Raw genomic sequence first — 16323 nt, 5'->3', positions numbered from 1 at the left:
AACGAGCGGGGGTGCGTGGGCGCTTAGGAGCCCGGCCCTTCCTCCTTCCACGGCAGCGGCGGACGACGCTTGTCCGACCCCGCCCCCTGACCGGGCCGGCTGTTCCACATCAACAGCAGATCCCGCGCGAAAAACCGCGCCCGCGGATACCAACGCTGACCGTCCACCGTGTCCGGCAACGTGTCCGGCCGGTCGTCCTTGATCTGCGACACGCTGCGCCCGTCCACCCCGATCAGCTTCGCGAACCCGCCCAGCGTCACCTCGCGGTCCAAGTCCTCCGCATCCAGCTCCAACGGCTCGGGCCGGCGCGGCCGGAACGGCTCCAACTTGACCGGGTCGTACAGGGCGCTGCCCCCGCCCCCGCCCTTGGCGCTCACCCCCCGCCGGGGCTGCTCCGGCGCCGGGAAGTCCGCATAGACCCGCGGCATCACATGCACCGCGTAGCCGTGGCTGTACCCCACCAGCGCCGCCCACTCCTTCAACGTCACCCACTCCTCCGCGGGACTCTCCTGCTCGGCCACCGACACCGCCTCCTCATCACCTGGCTCGACTCGCACAGACCGCACATCCAACCACGACACATCCACACCGAATCTGTGTGATACCTGCGCTCTCACCCTCTTGGGGGGCGGGGCGCGGGCCCGGTGGGGGCCACCCTCCGGGCTCAGCTGCGGGCCCAAGCCCGGAACTTCCGGCTGTCCTCCGCCATGTCAGCGCGGACGCTACTGGGGGTCGGCTCCGTGTACCCCTGCGGGGTGCTCTCCGTCGACGTCTTGCCCTTCTTCGGGGCCTTGGTCTCCTTCGACTTCTTCGCCATGTGGCTCACCTCCCTTCGGCTCTCTGTGGAGTTCTCAAGCTGCGGGGTGAGGGGCCGTGGCCTCCGGTGCTTCGAACACCCCGGCCCCTCACTGTATGTTCTACCCTATTGCCGGGTAGCTAAACCCTCAGATCCTCACTTGCACTGGGGGTTCGGGCACGAACCGCCATCGGCGATCCAGGTGGAGCAGCGGGGGCAGGACCACCCCTTCATCACGGTGCCCAGCTTGCGAACGGCGTCCCTGAACTTCTGCATGATTTCCCTCTCTCGGGGTTCGGTGTTGCGGATCGAAGATCCCTGCGCGCACACCAGCCCCCACCGGGCCCGCGCCCCGCCCCCCAAGAAGCCCTGAACCGCACCACCCCACCACCGCCACCAGCACAAACACCGCAACACAACACAAAAAACTGAGAACGACCCAAAAAGGTCACCCTCAGCTATAACTTGCTCCTTGCTCCTTGCTCCTTGCTCCTTGCTCCTTGCTCCTTGCTCCTTGCTCCTTGCTCCCTGCTCCCTGCTCCCTGCCGCCCCAAGGAATCCCCACTCCCGCCCCGCGGAGCTATTGAGGCCTCCTCGTCCAGGCCTGCCCCCAGGCGGGGGAACGCGCAACCGCCCACCACCACACCACCCACGCCCTGGCCGCGCAGCCCACCCACAACATCCCCAGCCCCCACCGACTGGGCGCTCTCGCCGGCCTCCAGGACGCCACGCCCACATCAGATCTGTGTGATACCTGCGCTCTCACCCTCTTGGGGGGCGGGGCGCGGGCCCGGTGGGGGCCACCCTCCGGGCGGCTCCTGTGGACTCCGGGCCTCAGTGCGTCGGCCTCTTGAGCGGGATGGTCCGCCCCGGCGTGAACTTCTTCGCCTCGGTGGGCGGCTCCTGCTCGCCGGGCCAACGGTCCTTCATCGGGTTCATCTGCTGGCTCATGCCTGCCTCCTGGGCTCTGGCTCTCTGTGGAGTTCTCAAGCTGCGGGGTGAGGGGCCGTGGCCTCCGGTGCTTCGAACACCCCGGCCCCTCACTGTATGTTCTACCCTATTGCCGGGTAGCTAAACCCTCAGATCCTCACTTGCACTGGGGGTTCGGGCACGAACCGCCATCGGCGATCCAGGTGGAGCAGCGGGGGCAGGACCACCCCTTCATCACGGTGCCCAGCTTGCGAACGGCGTCCCTGAACTTCTGCATGATTTCCCTCTCTCGGGGTTCGGTGTTGCGGATCGAAGATCCCTGCGCGCACACCAGCCCCCACCGGGCCCGCGCCCCGCCCCCCAAGAAGCCCTGAACCGCACCACCCCACCACCGCCACCAGCACAAACACCGCAACACAACACAAAAAACTGAGAACGACCCAAAAAGGTCACCCTCAGCTATAACTTGCTCCCTGAATCCACAACCAGGAGTTGCCCCGGCCAGCACACCACCCGACCGCCGGCCCAATCCCCGAACCCGGCCCCGGGAATCGCCTCCACCAACTCCCCCACACCGCGGACCCCGACCGGACTCTCACCCCATCCCGAGCCAGACGCCATACCCGCGCACCAGAAACGAGATACCTGCGCTCTCACCCTCTTGGGGGGCGGGGGCGCGGGTCCGGCGGTGGGTGGGGCACCGGGGGCCTGCCCCGGTGCCCCCGGCCTCACGGCTTCTTGGGGTGCGGCGTCTCCGTCCGGCGGGGCGTGTTGATCGTCCCGTCCTTGTCCGGCTCGCCGTCCTGGGAGTTGCGAAGGATGATCGTGGGGTTCATGTGGCCACTTCCTCTCGGTTCTGTGCGGGCGGGGTGCCCGGCGGTGGGTGGGGCACCGGGACGGTTCCCGGTGTCCCCGCGCTCACTTGCCCTTGGGGTGGGTGATCGTGGTGTCCGGCCACGGGTGCTCTCCCTCACCGGCGGGCTCGGGCTCCTCCCCTCCGTTCCGAAGAACGGTGTTCAGCGGCGCTCCGCGCATTGGCGCTCACCTCCTCTCGGCTCTCTGTGGAGTTCTCAAGCAACGGTGGTGCTGGGGGTGAGGGGCGGGGTGCCCGGCGGTGCGACACCCTCACCCTTCACTGTATATTTTACCCTTATCGGGTGGTCAGCAAACCACCCGACCGAACTCCCCCTACCGCGACGCCACGGTCCGGCTCACGCTCACCGGCTCGACCGCCACACACCGGGTCTTCTTGCTCTTGCCCGTGCACGACGCCGCGCCCGTCGCGAGCACCACCGCGACCATGCCAGCCGCAACAGCGGCCTTGAAACGGTTGGACCTTGCCCTCATGGGGTGCCTCCCGGCTCTCTCCTGCGGATCGCCAGATCCCTGCGCGCACCTCACCCGCCGCCGGACCCGCGCCCCCGCCCCCCAAGAAGCCCCCACCCACAGCCCGAACCACACCTGGTCAGTGCAAACACCGCAACCACACGCGAAAAAGAACGAACCATCCCGAAAAGGAACTCTTGTCTATAACTTGCTATTGATTGTGAGTGACCGACGGGCCCTCCAGAGGCTTGTTGCCGCGTCCACCCACGCTGCGGGGCGTTGATGAAAGGGCCAACCCCGGACACACGCGCACCGGTCGAGATGAGGCCCCCACCTCAGCGAGGTGGGGGCCTCATCTCGAGACCACGCTGACGCTCACCCTCCAAACGTCAGACGGGGGCGAGGGCGGGCGTTGCGTCGTCCGGAGTAGTCCCCCTCGGACTCGCACCGCGAGCAGCGGGTGGGGATCTCGTCCGGGGAGGAGGAGTACAGGGCCATACCGTGCACCTTGCACATGGTCGCCCAGGACTGGGGTTGCTCCTCGTCCTCAACTCGCGGCTCCCGAGGTGGGGCGACCCCGGGAGCCGGGTAGATCTGGGCGCCTGCCAGCGCCGCGGCAATCCAGCGGCCTTTGCTGGAGGTGACCTCCATGAACAAGCTCACCGGGCGGCTCTTGGCACGCACGCTCTTGGCCGCATTCACAATCACGTGCTCCTTGGCCCCCTGCTCGCTCATCTGGATGATGCGCTCGATCACCCGGTCCCGGTCGCCGTCCTGGGGCCAGTCCTTCTCGCCCAGGAGCCGGTCGGCCAGTACTGCGGCGCGTTCCCTCTCCATCGGTGCTGCCGCCTCAGCCCCGGCCACAGGAGCGACTCGAGGAAGCCGAGAGGGAGCAGCAGTTGCGATTATCCTTTTTTGTCATTTTCTCGCGCATTTTGACCGCATTCACACCAGAAGGCCGATTTCACCCTAGAAGACTGATAGGGATTTCCGAAAACGACATCATTCTGACACCTGGAACCCTTGCTGGTGGGCGGTTCCAGCAAGAGGCTCAGGGCGTTGACGAGGGGGTTCGTGCAGTGTCCGAGCGAAGAGGAGAACGGAGAACAAACACTCAAATGTCATGGCCGCGTGTTACCACTGCGTGTGGAGATCCACCGTTCCAACGTCTTCCCCTCTTTTGGAACCGGGAGGTTCTGTGGCCAGGGAACTTGCCCTCATCCGCTGGACCGAGAAGAACATCGTTCTTGATCCCAACCTCGATGACTTCGGTGTGCCGGTCGAGGTCGTCTACGCCCTGCGCGGCGCCCCGGGTGAGCGCCGGCGCCCGATCAGAACCGGGGTGCTGGAGTGCCAACGGTGCGTGGAGATCAACCGCCTCTCCACCTCCGTGTACCTGCGCAGGCGCGGGGACCGGCTCATCGTGGCGCACCACAAGTCCGATGCCGGCCCCTGCTACAAGCCGGAGAGCCCCGAGCACGTGGCGCTCAAGGAGCGTGTGGCCTCCTGTGCCGAGGCCCATGGGTTCGGTGTCCGCATGGAGGCGAACACCGCCGACCGCAAGGGCCGTGCCGATGTGGAGGTCATCGGCCCCGACGGGCAGTGCATCGGCCACGAGGTCCAGGTGAGTGCGGTCAACACCTCGGTCCTGGCCAGGCGCAACAACACCGCGTTGCGTGATGGGCGCATCCCCTCGTGGTTGACGACCGACCGGAGCGCGCACTCCGACACGCGCAACCTCATCGACCGCGTGCCCTGGGCGATGAGCAACCAGCTCCCGGTGGAGCTGATCAGGTTGGGGCGTCCGCTGCGCGTCAGCGCGGGGTTGAGCAAGCTCGAGCTCGTGCGGTGTCGGGACCTGGTCGGGCGCTGTCCCCAGAACCCGCAGGTGTTCTACTGCGCGGGCTGGCACACCCAGTGGGGGAACGTGGCCGAGGCGATCGAGGACTTCGTCGGCAAGACCGCTTCGGGCCTGTACGTCCCGGTGGCGCTGCCCACTGACCTCAAGGGGGCTCGGCGGCGGTGGATCACCCCCGCTGATCGTGAGGTGTACCGGCAGGCCACCGGGTACCAGCTGGAGGAGGAGAAGCCCGCGCCTTTACCGGGTGAGCCCGTCCGCGGGCAGAAGTCGTGGGATTCGCGTCTGCACCAGGGGGAGAAGTCCGAGAAGGCCAAGAAGGGGATGCGGCGCCGGGCCACTGTGACCGAGGTCGTGCGCGGTGACGTGATCGTGGGGACCTTGGACCGGCTTCCCTCGGAGGCCGAGCCCGCGACAGCGGGCGAGATCCCTTCCCCCCGTGCCCCTCAAGATGCCGATCCCGGGACCGGGCGGGATGCCGCTCAGCAGTGGCTCGATGCCGGCCTTGGCGTGTCCGAGGCCGTTGCGTGCCGTAGGTGTGGCTCGGCGCCCACGCGCCCCTACCTGGCGGGTCGGTACTGCTACGAGCACCGCCTCGAAGCCTGATCTACCGCGGGGTCCGCGTCGGATGAGTGCGGACCCTCCGCTGAGAGGTCTCCGCGAAGTTCTTCAGCTCAGTTCCGGCGGGTGTCTGGTGGTACCAGGGGGCAAGCCCCATGGACCCCCCGAACCGAACGCGAACCCTGCGCGCCCTGGACGCCCTGGGGCGGGCCTCCGTCCGCGCCAGAATCCCGCAGGACCACGGCGAGCGCGGGTTCGTGGTGGCCCAGTGGTGCCCGACGTCCTGTCAGCACAGACTCCGGAGCAGGAGCAACAGTTTCCCTGCCACAGGCAGGGACGGCGATACCTGCGGAGATGAAAAGCGCTCGGCCACCAGGGCATGAGGCCACCTCCTCCAACCGGAGGACACCCATGATCGACGAACGCACAGGCCTGATCCTGCTCACCGTACTGGTCATCGCCGCCATCGCTATGTTTCGTGCCGGACAGCCACAGTGGATCAGCCCTGCGGTTCGTCCTCCGAGGCGTGCTCGGGTGGCCGGACCTCGCCCACCGGCAGGTGCATCATGTCGGCCTGCCACATGACCTTGTGGAAAAAGATCTCGCCCATAGCGGACAGCGGCAGGTTCCAGGGCAGGTTGAAGGACTTGATCTCCCAACCGTTGGCGCGGGCTCGGTCGGCACCGCTGCTGATGCGACCCACGGTGCTGTTGGCGGCTTGGCGTTTGTTCACGCCTCCGCGCTGGTAGTAGGCAGCAGCGTCCTTGGTGGCCCGGTAGATGAGATTGAAGACCTGCCCGAGGCTGAAGGTGGCCAGCGCGTCAGCTAGTGCGGTGCGGGTACCGTCTCCCTGTTTCATCTCGAGGTGGTGTTCGCGCAACTTCATGTCGAGGTAGGCGGAGGCGTAGGAGAGCACCAGCTCATCCCACAGCGCCTTCCACTGCTCCAGCCACGCGGTGGGCCAGGGGCCCTCGCGAAAGACGTGGTTGAGGTCGTTGAGGAGGCCGGGAACCCGGTCGGGCAGGTGGTGGTGTGAACCGAGCAGGTAGTAGCTGACCTTGCCCAGATAGAAGCTCCCGCTCGGTTCGTCCTTTTCCTCCCAGTCGAATGCGTCGACGTGGGAGTCGGGGTGGGCAAAAAGCGTCGGTGGCTTGGCGTGTAGCACGCGCCGCTCGTAGTCCACGTACAGGTTGGCCGGGGCCCAGGGGCGCTCCTTGGGCCAGCCGGTTGTGGGGGTGGTCAGGCCGGCGTCTTCAAGCGCGGGGTCACTGAACAGGGCCTGCAGTGCCACGGCTTGGAACAAGGAGAGTTTCTGGACTGGGGCGCGCTCGAGTGTGAAGACGGGGAATGTCTCCGCGAGCTTGGCCCGGCGCACAGCCGAACGTTCCTTGGCTGCCTGGGCCTGGGCAGCCCGGGACGCGGCCTGGCACGCCTCACACAGGGCGTTGGCCATGGTCATCCGATGGGCGTACTCGGAGCGGTTCGAGGCAGTGGCGCACTCACCGCAGGTGGGGCAGAGGCTCTTCAGCATCCGCACGGTTCCGCAAGTGCGCAGAATGCGGGTCATCTGGGGTTGGGACAACGCATGCTGCTTGCGTACTTCGGTGACGGTCTGCGCCCAAGTCTGGGTGTCCTCGTCGAAGTCCCAGTACGCGCGTAGGGCGGCGACCGAGGCGGGGTCGTCAGTGTAGACCTCGAGCTCGATGGGGGCCACAGGCTCCTCCAGGGGTAGGCGAAGAGCCAGAATTCCACAGTGCTTGGAGGCCCGGTGGCGCTCTGCGGTTTTTCTTCCGCCTAGGCCCGGCCAGGGCAGGGCGGTCGCAGCTGGGCTGGTTCTGGAAGGGTTCCAGGTGCCACTTCACACTGCGCGTAGGTGGCGTTTTCCGCGGAAGCTGGCCGCGCGGGGAGGCCGTACCTCGTAGGCGGGGACCAGGATCTGGGGAGCGTCCTCGGGCAGGGCCTCGACGGCTTCCATCCATGCCTCGCGGGTGCCTTTGAAGGCGAAGTTGGGGTTGATCTGAATCCGGTTGATATCGGTGCGCCAGGCCAGCCCCAGGGACTTGAGCTTCGTGGTGACCTTGCTGACGAAGGTCGGGCCGATGCCGAAGTAGGTGGCGATGTCGTCGCGCGTGGCCATCACCGTGCCGCCGGGCTCCATGAGCGCGACCAGGCGGAGCAGGATCTTCAGCTCGGTCTGGGTGAGGTCGAAGACGGCCAGGGCCCCGAGGGCCTCCCTGTTGACGTGGATCTCCACGTCGTCGATCACGCTTTCGTGCTGTTGGTGGGGTTCCCTCATGGCTGGGCCTTCCTCCCCTGCGCAGACAACCTCAGTTCGGGCACGCTCTCGGGCATCTCCGCGATCGCGGCCTGCTGTTCGGCGCTGGTGCCGTGGAAGATGACCTCCGGTCGGAACCGGTACTGCCCCCTTTTACCAGGTACAGCATAGATCAGCCCGATTTTGCGGAGCTGGGTGAGCATCTTGGACACGTCGGTGCGGTCCCAGCCCTCGGGCTGGTTCTTGGAGCGCATCTCCTTGGCCATCTCGGCCTGGGTCATCTTGATCAGGCCGCCCCGTTCCTGCTTGCCGGCCAGCATCAGGATGAGGTGGCACTGGCGCTTGGACAGGTCGTACTCCACCGCGATCTGCCCCAGGGCACTAGCCATCTGGCGGAAGGATCCGCCAAGGAAGTCGTACTGGGCCGGGACTTGGCGGGGTTCGATGACGGTGACGGCCCGGTCGCCGCGGCGCAAGCGCACGGGCTGAATGATGGAGGAGTGGGGGGTGGTCTTCTCGTGCGGCTGAGGCCGGTCCGCGCTCGGTGTCACATGTGCCTCGCTTTGGTGTCGTGGGGCTTCTGCCTGGGGGCGGGTGGTGCTCGTGGTGAACACCGTAGCGGTTTGGAGTGCACGGGGTGAGCACTAAAAGGGGGCTCAGAAGCCACTTTCGGGTTCTGAACGTGGTCCTGGGACCACCTTCGTGCACTCGTAGTCCGGACGGGGCCGGGCGTGTCGTGAGTCGCTGGCTCGGAACCCTCCTCACCAGTCCTGGGTCGGTCCGGGCGAATGTGGGGTCCAGAGCCACCTTCAGGGTTCTGAACGTGGTCCCAGGACCACGTTCATGTTTTCGTTTCTGCAGTTCAGAACAGGGTTGGCCGCGAAATGTTCTTTAGAAAGGAACGGGAGGGCTGTGGAGAGTCGCCCCTTCGGGGCGACCGAGGGGCTGGTGGTACCCGGGGGCCAGCCCCCGGGACCCCCGGTTCCACGCGGGAACCTGGCGCCCACCCGACGCCCGGCCCCCTCCGTAGCAGGCGCCAGAACCCCGCGCGGGCCAAAACCTTGGCGGGCGACCTCCTGTGGCGAGGGGTCGACCCCAGGACCCCACCACAGTGACCCACACCACTCCACAGCGGGCCGCCAGCGAAACCAGGGGGCCAGCCCCCCTGGACCCCCCGACCTAACGCAAACCCTGCAAACCCTTCACACCCCAACGCGGACCACCACCCCCGCGCGGATTCGTTGCCACCGCTGGCCCACACGACGTCCTGACGGCACAGGCCCGGAGCCACACTCGCCCTGCCAAGGGCAGGGCCGGAGATACCTGCGGAGATGAAAAGCACTCGGCCACCAGGGCACGAGGCCACCTCCTCCAACCGGAGGACACCCATGATCGACCAACGAGCAGGCCTGATCCTGCTAGCAGCCGTCACCGCCGCCGCCATCACCACCGCACTGTGCCTAGCAGATGACCAAAGCTGGCCCAGAGCACTCCTGGTCGCCAGCGGAGCCGCCAGCGGCACCATCTGCGTACTCGCACTCCTCCTGAAGCCGACCACACAGGACTGACCCCACCCCCGCCGCACACGCCCCCCGCGTGTGCGGCGGACCCCGTCCCCGGCCACAGATACGAAGTGCGAACACCACGGCCGACCGCCAGCCCCCTCCCAAACAAGGCTGCCCCAGCCGACAGGCCCACGATTTAGGCTGATTATCCCCCTGGAGATTGGAACGCCCTAATCCATTACTAGCCAGGAAGCCATCCAAAACCCCCGAACTAAGCCATTCCCCAGCTAATGCGCTACTTTCTAAGCGTCTCCCTCTGAGCGCCGAACCGACGATCGGATCTCGCGAGGTCGGTCGCCGGTGCCCCGTCGAGGGCACCCCGGTCCTCACGAAGGAGACGAGCCATGAAGAAGACACAGAAGGACGACGACGGACAGGCCAAAACCCCCTGGTGGGCAGTGGCACTGCTGTCCGGGGCCGCCAAGGCCGTCGTGTCGTACCTGCTGAACAGGTGGCTCAACGACTTCGGCCCCAACTAACCAGATAGCTACTGGTTCGCCAGGGCCGATGTCTCAACGCGGGGTCTGCTACCCATCCGGCCGGAATAGCGGTGGCAGACCCCGTTTTCACGCCTAGAGACCCGAAGTTACCTACCGACTATTGATCCTCGAATATCCAGATGGTCAACACCCGACGATACACGCTTTGTACGACTTGTTCAGGAGGTCTGTACCGATACCAGCAGGACTTACCCGACAAAACAGAGGAACCAACACCGCGGCCCCTCGCGGGGCGTGGCGAGCGCCCAGTGGTACCCGGGGGCCAGCCCCCGGGACCCCCGCAGCCGAACGCGAACCTGGCGCCCACCCGACGCGCACGACTATGCGTGGCAGGCGCCAGAACCCCGCCCGGACCAAGACCGCGGCGAAGGGCCCCTGTGGCTCGGGACAACGACTCCAACAGGCCGTCAGGCCGTAGTTACTTCCTTCCCCTCCTCTGCCACAGGCTCCAAGTCCTTCAGCAGAAGCCACCGCTTCTGTTTCTGGTCGTGGCGGACTACGTGCTCTACCCGTGGGCCATGTCCACGAAGCGGCTGTAGTGCCCCTGGAACGCCACGGTCACGTCGGTCATGGGCCCGTTGCGGCTCTTGCCCACGATCAGGTCCGCCTCCCCCGACCTCGGGGAGTCCTTGTCGTAGACGTCCTCACGGTGGATGAGCAACACGACGTTCGCGTCCTGCTCGACGGCGCCGCTCTCGCGCAGCTCGTGCACGTGCGGGCGCTTGTCCTCCCGCTTCGCCGAGTCCCGGTTGAGCTGGCACAGCACCACGATGGGGATCCCCAGCTGCTGAGCCAGGACCTTCAGGCCCCGGGTCATCAGGGCGACCTCGCGCTCACGGCTGTCGGCCGACTTGGAGTCCGGGTCCTGGAGGAGCTGGAGGTAGTCGACCACCGCGATCTTGAGCCCCTTGCGGGCCTGCCGCCGGATCTCCGCCTTGACCTGAGGGAACGTGATCGCCGGGTTGTGGGAGACGACCAGGGGCCAGGAGGCGATCTCCTCGCGGTGGGCGGCCAGCCGCGCCCAGTCCTCCTCCGTCAGCAGCTTGTTGCGGATGGTGAAGAACGGCAGGGACGTCTGGGCGGACAGGATGCGGTGCCCGAGCTCCCGGCGGTTCATCTCCAGCGACACGAACAGGGCCTTGTGGCCGTTCCTGGCCGCGTGCGTGGCCACGTTCAACCCCAGGGTGGTCTTGCCGACGCCGGGGCGGGCCGCGACGACGATGAGCTCGCCGGGGTGGAACCCGTTCAGGAGGGCGTCCAGGTCGGCGTAGCCGGTGGGGACCCCCATCGGGTCGTCGTCGGAGGCCAGGTCGTCGATCAGGTCGGGCACCATGTCGTCGCCGAAGTGCTCGACCCCGTCGGCCGAGGCCGTGTCGGTGGCGTGCACCTGCCCCCACTGGGCGTCGGCCTCCTCGACCAGGGCCATCATGTCGCCCTTGCCGGTCCGTGCGATCTGGCCGATCGAGATCGAGGTCTGGTACATGCGCCGGCGCATGGAAACGTCGGCGACCATCTTCGCGAAGTAAGCGGCGTTCGCTGGTGTGAGCCCCTGCTCCTTGAGGTGGAGCAGGTAGGGGGTGCCCTGGACGCGGTCGAGGTCTCCGGCGGTGCGCAGCTCCGCGTTCAGGGTCGGCAACTCCATGGGCAGGCCGCGGTCGGCCATCGCGGCCAGTCGCTCCCAGATGATGCGGTTGGCGGGCCGGTAGAAGTCCGCCGGGCGGATGATCTCGGCGGCCTGGTGGAACGCGGAGACGTTTGCGGCGGCCTCCCCCACCGTGAGCAGGCACCCGAGCAGCGACATCTCGCTGTTGACGTCGGACAGGACCGCGTCGGTCTCGACGCTGTCGAACACGAACGCCTCGCGGTCGCCGTTGAGCTGGTCGGTCATACTGGAATCTCCATCTCGTTCACGGGGTGGTGGGGCCGGACCCGGGGTTGGTAGCTCGAGGGTCCGGCCCCGATTTCGTTGTGCAGGACGTGGCTGAGGTCGCCGCCGCTGTTGGTACAGGTTGATCGGCGGCGTCGCGTAGTGCGCCTATACGGCGGCCAGGGCCGCGATCTTGGGGTGACGGGCCAGGTCCGGGCGCAAGGTCGCCGCGTCGGGACCGAGCGAGATGTACAGGTCGATCACGGCCTGGGAGGCGGCACCGACACCCGCGAGGTCACCGCGGCAGGAACCGCAGGGGACCCGGCTCGGGACGTGCAGCGAGCAGCGGGCCGCCCGACCATCACCCGTGGCCCCTGCGCGGGACTGAGGCGCACGCTGGCGACGCAACAGCCACAACCGGTGGTCAAGGTCGCCCTTCTCGGCCATGCGGCGAATCAGTCCGCCCAGGGACTTCTTGGCCTCGGGGCGCAGGACCTCCACGAGTTGCTGGGCTTCCTCGTGGGTGGCGTCGGTGGCTTCCACGACCAGGTCCACCGGAAGCACGCCCCGCTGTGTTTCAGCCGAAGGCGATTCCTCTTCTTCTGCTGTGTCCCCCGGCTCGGGGCGGCCGCAGTCGTCTGTGGAGTCCTGAGCCGCCTGAGGACGAGGAGCGGACAAGTACTGAGGAGGAAGGGGTGCACTGGGCTGCACCCCTGAATCTGGGGTGGGTGCACTGGGCTGCACCCCATCTGAACTGGGTTTTTCCTCGGAGGTTTTCGCGGGGTCGGTGAGGTTTTCGACTCGGACCCACGCCTTGGTGGGACCGTTGCCGTAGTCGAGGCGGACCCGGGTGGGGGCCTTGTGCTTGCCGTCCCTGTCGGTGATCTCCACGACCCGTGCCTTGCGGTTGGCGTGGATGACGGTGTTGCCGATGCCGTACCAGTACACGATCGAGTGCGCCCGCGATCCGAGCCGCCACCGGGCTCGGGGCTTGCCATCCCTGAAGAAACCCTCGCGGGCGGCCAGGTCCTGGAAACGGCGCCGAAGTTCGGCGCGGTCCTCGTCAGTGACCTCCTGGGCCGTGTAGGTGTCCAGACGCCGGTCCTTCTTGGGCTGCTCGGACTCGGGGAAGGGAGTGCCAGTGCCGCCCCATAGGTCCCACGGGCCGTGTAGGCGCAGACGGCTGACGGTCTGCTTGCCCTGGTCGTTGAAGCGATCCAGGGCACTGATGTAGCCGTCCTCGGCGAGGGCCTTGAGGTGGTTCTGGGCTTGGCGGGTCTCCATCTCGGAGTCCACGGCCAGGACCACGGGCTTGATGGCCCAGGACTTGGTGTCGTTGTCCACGGTGTCGGCGAGGTTGGCCAGCACCAGCTTGCGGCCGGGGTTCTTGCCGAGGGTGAGGCGGCGCACGTAGGCGTAGGCCTCGATGCTCATGGGTCTGCTTTCCAGACCGACACCGCGATGGGACTCACGTGTGCCTCCGCGCCCCGAGTGGGTACGATGGAGTCATAGCGTGCAGGTTGTGAGTCCCGGTCGTGGCATCGACCAGCTCGATCTGTAGAGGCGGGAATCCCGGGGGGCAACCGGGAATCCCGCCTTTTGCTTTGGGGCAATGCTTCGACCTTAAAGGCCGTTGCTCCTATGCGGAGCACGGGTCAGGTGCGGTCTGCCAGATACCTAAGTGACCGGCGTCCGGGCTGGTGAGCACGGCCCGCGGGAATCCCGATCACGGGGATCTTTCGTGCCGCAGGGCTCTTCATCGATCTCCACGCGTAGCCAGGCGCTGAGTCGCAGCATTTCCATCCGGTCGTACATGACTGCCTTTCCGGGTCTGGCGGCTAGAATAGGGTTGCGGGTCAGGCGTCGACGAGTTCGTCGGTGGCGGGTCCCTGGAGCAGCCGCCGAGCGGCGGCTGCCGCCGCGTGGACCCGGTCGGGCCGGGAGGCCAGTTCAGCGCTCATCCGCGCCCGGTCGGCCATCATCTGCGCGATCTCGGCCTCGCTCAGCCCCTTGAACTCGTCGTCCTCGCTGGCCTGGGCGCCGGTGTGGTCGCGCCAGACGCCGTCGGTGCCCAGGCTGTACTCGATCACCTCGCCGGCCGCGAGCGCTCGCATCCGCTCGGCCTCGGCGCATTCCGCACATCGGCCCCGGGCGTCCAGGGTGGTGCAGTTCGGGTGCCATGGGCACCGCGGGCGAGGAGCGGCAGTTCCTCCGCCCATGGGCGTTCCGCCGAACGCCCCCTGGTGTTCGCGCGAGAAACGCTCAGGGATCGATAGGCGTGTGGCCAGGGCCCATTGGCGCTGGACGTTGTGCAGGCCCACAGAGGTGATCTCACGCAGCCGCATGGGGGTCATGCCCCCGTCCAGGGCTGCCTGGGCCATGGCCACGAGCCGCCGCCGGTCTTCGACGGGGTCACCCAGGGGCACCGCGCCCAGACGTGCGGTCTCGGACAGGAGCTGGTCCACGAGCAGCTCCGCCGCTGTGGGCGGCACCTGTGGGGCCGGCACCTCGGCAGGGGGCTCCTCGGTGACCGGAGCGGAGTCCGGGGTGGGGGCCTGTGCGGGGCGCGCAGCGTCCCCGTCTGCCCCGTTCACGTCCTGGTCGTCGTCCCGCTGAGTTGATCCCTCTCCATCCGGTCCGTCCGGGCCGCGGAACTGCGATGTTCCACCCTGTGGTTGAGCACCCACGGACGGACTGGAATCGGGGTCAGCATCACTGGGGTAAGGGCTCCTAGGGTTACCGGTTTCTGAAACCGGTGGCCGCCGGTTTCTCAAACCGCTGGCCGCCGGTTTCAGAAACCGGTGGCTCCCGTCCTGGCTGTCGGCATCCGGCGCCTGAGAGACATCGGGTGCGTCCTCGAAGTCCATGTCCAGGGGCAGGTCCAGGTCCGGTTCTTCCTCGGGAATCGGGGGCAGTGGCTCCTTGGCCACCGCCTCCTCCGCCCGGTCCTTCTTGGTGCGCCGCTGGGGGGCCGCCTTGCCCGCGTCCTTGCGCTCCTTGCGCTCCCCCGCGGTCTTGGTGATGTCGGGGCGGCTCTCCGCCGTGATCGGCGGGCGCCCACGGTCAGTGCGCATCCGGTTGACCCGGGCCAGGTCCTCGGCGGAGTAAGCCGAGGCGGGGATGAGGATCTCTACCAGCAGAGGGGGCTTGTCCCGGGTGTAGCGGACGCCGTGGGCGTCCAGGATGTCGAACCTCTCCTGGCCAGTGATGCGGCGCAGCAGCCCGGCCTGCTCCATGGTGCGAACGCTGGTGCGCACGGCGCTCTCACTCGCGCCACGAGAGCGGAGGGAGAGAGAGTCGTAGTTCAGCCAGGAGTAGCACCCGTCGGGGTCCACCGCAGTGGCCAGGGCCTCCAGCACGACGTGCAGGAGTGGAGTGGCCAGGGGCACTTTGCGTACCCACATGTAGGGGGAGAAGTGGATCTTGTACGTCTTCCGCGTGCTGACACGCGGCGTCGTCGAGGACACGTGCGCCTTTCCAGGCGTCCATCCCGAGACCTCGGTGGACCAGCGGCACCCATTGGGTACAGTGGTCCTAGCAATGTGAGGTCTGGTCGGGGATGAGCCGCCAGTTGACTTGTTTGTGGAAGGCCGGGAGTTGGCGCTCCTGGCCTTCTGTCTTTTGTGGGGCGGGGATCTCTCCCTGCCTGTCCTGGCACTCTAGCCAGCCTGCACGCCTCATGCCCTGGAGTCACACCAGAGCTTGCGGAAAGCCCGGCCGCGTGTGCGGCCGGGCTTCTGGCTCAAATACGCGAGGGAAGCAGCGAATAGTCGCTGCTCACTGCGTGTCGTGGCGGAACCACGTACTCGTAGTACGCGATGGGGCCGACGTCATCCCGCCACACGGCCGTGCCTGCCAGAACGGGAGTCCCGACCTCGATGTGGAGTGCAGCAGCCTCCCTCTCATCTGCGGTCCTGGCCTCGTAGTAGTCCCGGCCTGCGGTGGCAGTGCGATCTGAACGCTCACTGATCAGCATGATCACGTTCAGGGGTGTGGGCTCCAGGAGCTCCGGAGCGGCGTCCGTGAACTCTGGATGTGCCCACGTCACGCTCAGTCGGTATGGGCTGCCATCCCGCGCCGTGATCGCCTCTCGGCGCACCACGGTGCGATTCAGTCCGTCCGCATCAATCCCCAAGGCCGCTCCCACGCTCGGGAGCATGGGAACCACTCCCACCTCAGTCATTGTGGTTTCGTCGCCAGTGTCGAAGGTGACTCCCCGTTGCGCTCGTTCGGCGGGCTCAGGAACGGCCCGCATTCCACCGACCACCACACTGCCCTGCTGGCGCGTGTCGATCAGCGCCTCTCCTCGTAGCTGCCTCATGGCTTTGGCCGCCGTGCCAGGGGAGACCTTGTACCGCTCGGTGAGCTGAGCGATGGTCGGGAGCCGGTCTCCCTGCCGGAGGGTGCCGGTGCTGATCAGAGTGCGGAAGTGGTCCGCGATCTGCATGTATGGCGGTGCTGGCCGCTGTAGGTCGTCCGACATGTACGCCTCCTATGGCGTGTGTACGCCTTGTGTGGATACCCCAGGTCTACACCCTGCCTCTCCCCTGAACAACACCCTCCAGAGGGGTGTATACACGGGGTATATATATGCTCTACAGTACACGTACATGCCCCACGAACATAGGGGCGGCTCGGCGAGCAG

The 16323-nt window shown here is 67.0% G+C and carries 14 protein-coding genes; 3 read left to right on the top strand and 11 right to left on the bottom strand.

Annotation, left to right across the window (positions count from 1 at the left end; all coding sequences use genetic code 11):
* Window positions 1-23: 23 nt before the first annotated feature.
* The 4 genes from Q8791_RS27300 to Q8791_RS27285 form a co-directional block, all read right to left on the bottom strand.
* Window positions 24-521 (bottom strand): hypothetical protein, encoded by a 498-nt coding sequence (locus Q8791_RS27300; RefSeq protein ID WP_330094695.1) that lies wholly within the window; start codon window positions 519-521, stop codon window positions 24-26.
* A 143-nt stretch (window positions 522-664) separates the two neighbouring features.
* Entirely contained in the window at window positions 665-817 is a 153-nt protein-coding gene (locus Q8791_RS27295) for a hypothetical protein (protein WP_330094694.1), read from the bottom strand.
* A 2097-nt stretch (window positions 818-2914) separates the two neighbouring features.
* A complete protein-coding gene (locus Q8791_RS27290; RefSeq protein ID WP_330094693.1) occupies window positions 2915-3073 on the bottom strand; it encodes a hypothetical protein in 159 nt (52 codons plus the stop codon).
* A gap of 354 nt (window positions 3074-3427) precedes the next feature.
* Entirely contained in the window at window positions 3428-3889 is a 462-nt protein-coding gene (locus tag Q8791_RS27285) for a hypothetical protein (RefSeq protein WP_330094692.1), read from the bottom strand.
* Window positions 3890-4250: 361 nt separating this feature from the next.
* On the opposite strand from Q8791_RS27285, the gene Q8791_RS27280 reads away from it, so the two are divergent.
* Window positions 4251-5516: a competence protein CoiA family protein gene (locus tag Q8791_RS27280; RefSeq protein ID WP_330094691.1), complete on the top strand. Its 1266-nt coding sequence runs from the start codon at window positions 4251-4253 to the stop codon at window positions 5514-5516.
* A gap of 454 nt (window positions 5517-5970) precedes the next feature.
* Here the strand turns inward: Q8791_RS27280 and Q8791_RS27275 are convergent, their stop codons facing one another.
* The 3 genes from Q8791_RS27275 to Q8791_RS27265 all read right to left on the bottom strand — a co-directional run bounded on the left by Q8791_RS27275 (window position 5971) and on the right by Q8791_RS27265 (window position 8228).
* Complete coding sequence (locus Q8791_RS27275; protein ID WP_330094690.1) at window positions 5971-7185, bottom strand: hypothetical protein; 1215 nt, start codon at window positions 7183-7185, stop codon at window positions 5971-5973.
* A gap of 144 nt (window positions 7186-7329) precedes the next feature.
* Window positions 7330-7767 carry a hypothetical protein gene (locus Q8791_RS27270; protein WP_330094689.1) on the bottom strand — a complete coding sequence of 146 codons (438 nt, stop codon included), beginning with the start codon at window positions 7765-7767 and terminating at the stop codon, window positions 7330-7332.
* Complete coding sequence (locus tag Q8791_RS27265; RefSeq protein WP_330094688.1) at window positions 7764-8228, bottom strand: hypothetical protein; 465 nt, start codon at window positions 8226-8228, stop codon at window positions 7764-7766. The genes Q8791_RS27270 and Q8791_RS27265 overlap by 4 nt, the downstream gene beginning before the upstream one ends.
* Window positions 8229-9077: 849 nt before the next feature.
* On the opposite strand from Q8791_RS27265, the gene Q8791_RS27260 reads away from it, so the two are divergent.
* Together Q8791_RS27260 and Q8791_RS27255 are read left to right on the top strand one after the other, a co-directional pair.
* Complete coding sequence (locus Q8791_RS27260; protein ID WP_330094687.1) at window positions 9078-9314, top strand: hypothetical protein; 237 nt, start codon at window positions 9078-9080, stop codon at window positions 9312-9314.
* A gap of 341 nt (window positions 9315-9655) precedes the next feature.
* Window positions 9656-9790: a hypothetical protein gene (locus Q8791_RS27255; protein WP_330094686.1), complete on the top strand. Its 135-nt coding sequence runs from the start codon at window positions 9656-9658 to the stop codon at window positions 9788-9790.
* 526 nt (window positions 9791-10316) lie between these two features.
* On the opposite strand, the gene Q8791_RS27250 is transcribed toward Q8791_RS27255, so the two are convergent.
* The 4 genes from Q8791_RS27250 to Q8791_RS27235 form a co-directional block, all read right to left on the bottom strand.
* Complete coding sequence (locus Q8791_RS27250; protein ID WP_330094685.1) at window positions 10317-11699, bottom strand: replicative DNA helicase; 1383 nt, start codon at window positions 11697-11699, stop codon at window positions 10317-10319.
* A 147-nt stretch (window positions 11700-11846) separates the two neighbouring features.
* Entirely contained in the window at window positions 11847-13112 is a 1266-nt protein-coding gene (locus tag Q8791_RS27245) for a hypothetical protein (protein ID WP_330094684.1), read from the bottom strand.
* Between the two features lie 422 nt (window positions 13113-13534).
* Window positions 13535-15145 carry a hypothetical protein gene (locus tag Q8791_RS27240; protein ID WP_330094683.1) on the bottom strand — a complete coding sequence of 537 codons (1611 nt, stop codon included), beginning with the start codon at window positions 15143-15145 and terminating at the stop codon, window positions 13535-13537.
* 275 nt (window positions 15146-15420) lie between these two features.
* Window positions 15421-16161, bottom strand: coding sequence for a GntR family transcriptional regulator (locus Q8791_RS27235; RefSeq protein ID WP_330094682.1), 741 nt, complete (start codon window positions 16159-16161; stop codon window positions 15421-15423).
* Window positions 16162-16323 lie beyond the last annotated feature (162 nt).

It is taken from the genome of Nocardiopsis codii (genome assembly GCF_036327455.1).
Classification (GTDB): Bacteria; Actinomycetota; Actinomycetes; order Streptosporangiales; family Streptosporangiaceae; genus Nocardiopsis; species Nocardiopsis codii.
This window is presented reverse-complemented; position numbering and strand designations above follow the sequence as displayed.

Coding starts and splice junctions, on each gene's coding strand:
- Q8791_RS27295 (WP_330094694.1), bottom strand. CDS start 817: ATGGCGAAGAAGTCGAAGGAGACCAAGGCCCCGAAGAAGGGCAAGACG.
- Q8791_RS27290 (WP_330094693.1), bottom strand. CDS start 3,073: ATGAGGGCAAGGTCCAACCGTTTCAAGGCCGCTGTTGCGGCTGGCATG.
- Q8791_RS27285 (WP_330094692.1), bottom strand. CDS start 3,889: ATGGAGAGGGAACGCGCCGCAGTACTGGCCGACCGGCTCCTGGGCGAG.
- Q8791_RS27270 (WP_330094689.1), bottom strand. CDS start 7,767: ATGAGGGAACCCCACCAACAGCACGAAAGCGTGATCGACGACGTGGAG.
- Q8791_RS27260 (WP_330094687.1), top strand. CDS start 9,078: ATGAAAAGCACTCGGCCACCAGGGCACGAGGCCACCTCCTCCAACCGG.
- Q8791_RS27255 (WP_330094686.1), top strand. CDS start 9,656: ATGAAGAAGACACAGAAGGACGACGACGGACAGGCCAAAACCCCCTGG.
- Q8791_RS27250 (WP_330094685.1), bottom strand. CDS start 11,699: ATGACCGACCAGCTCAACGGCGACCGCGAGGCGTTCGTGTTCGACAGC.
- Q8791_RS27245 (WP_330094684.1), bottom strand. CDS start 13,112: ATGAGCATCGAGGCCTACGCCTACGTGCGCCGCCTCACCCTCGGCAAG.
- Q8791_RS27235 (WP_330094682.1), bottom strand. CDS start 16,161: ATGTCGGACGACCTACAGCGGCCAGCACCGCCATACATGCAGATCGCG.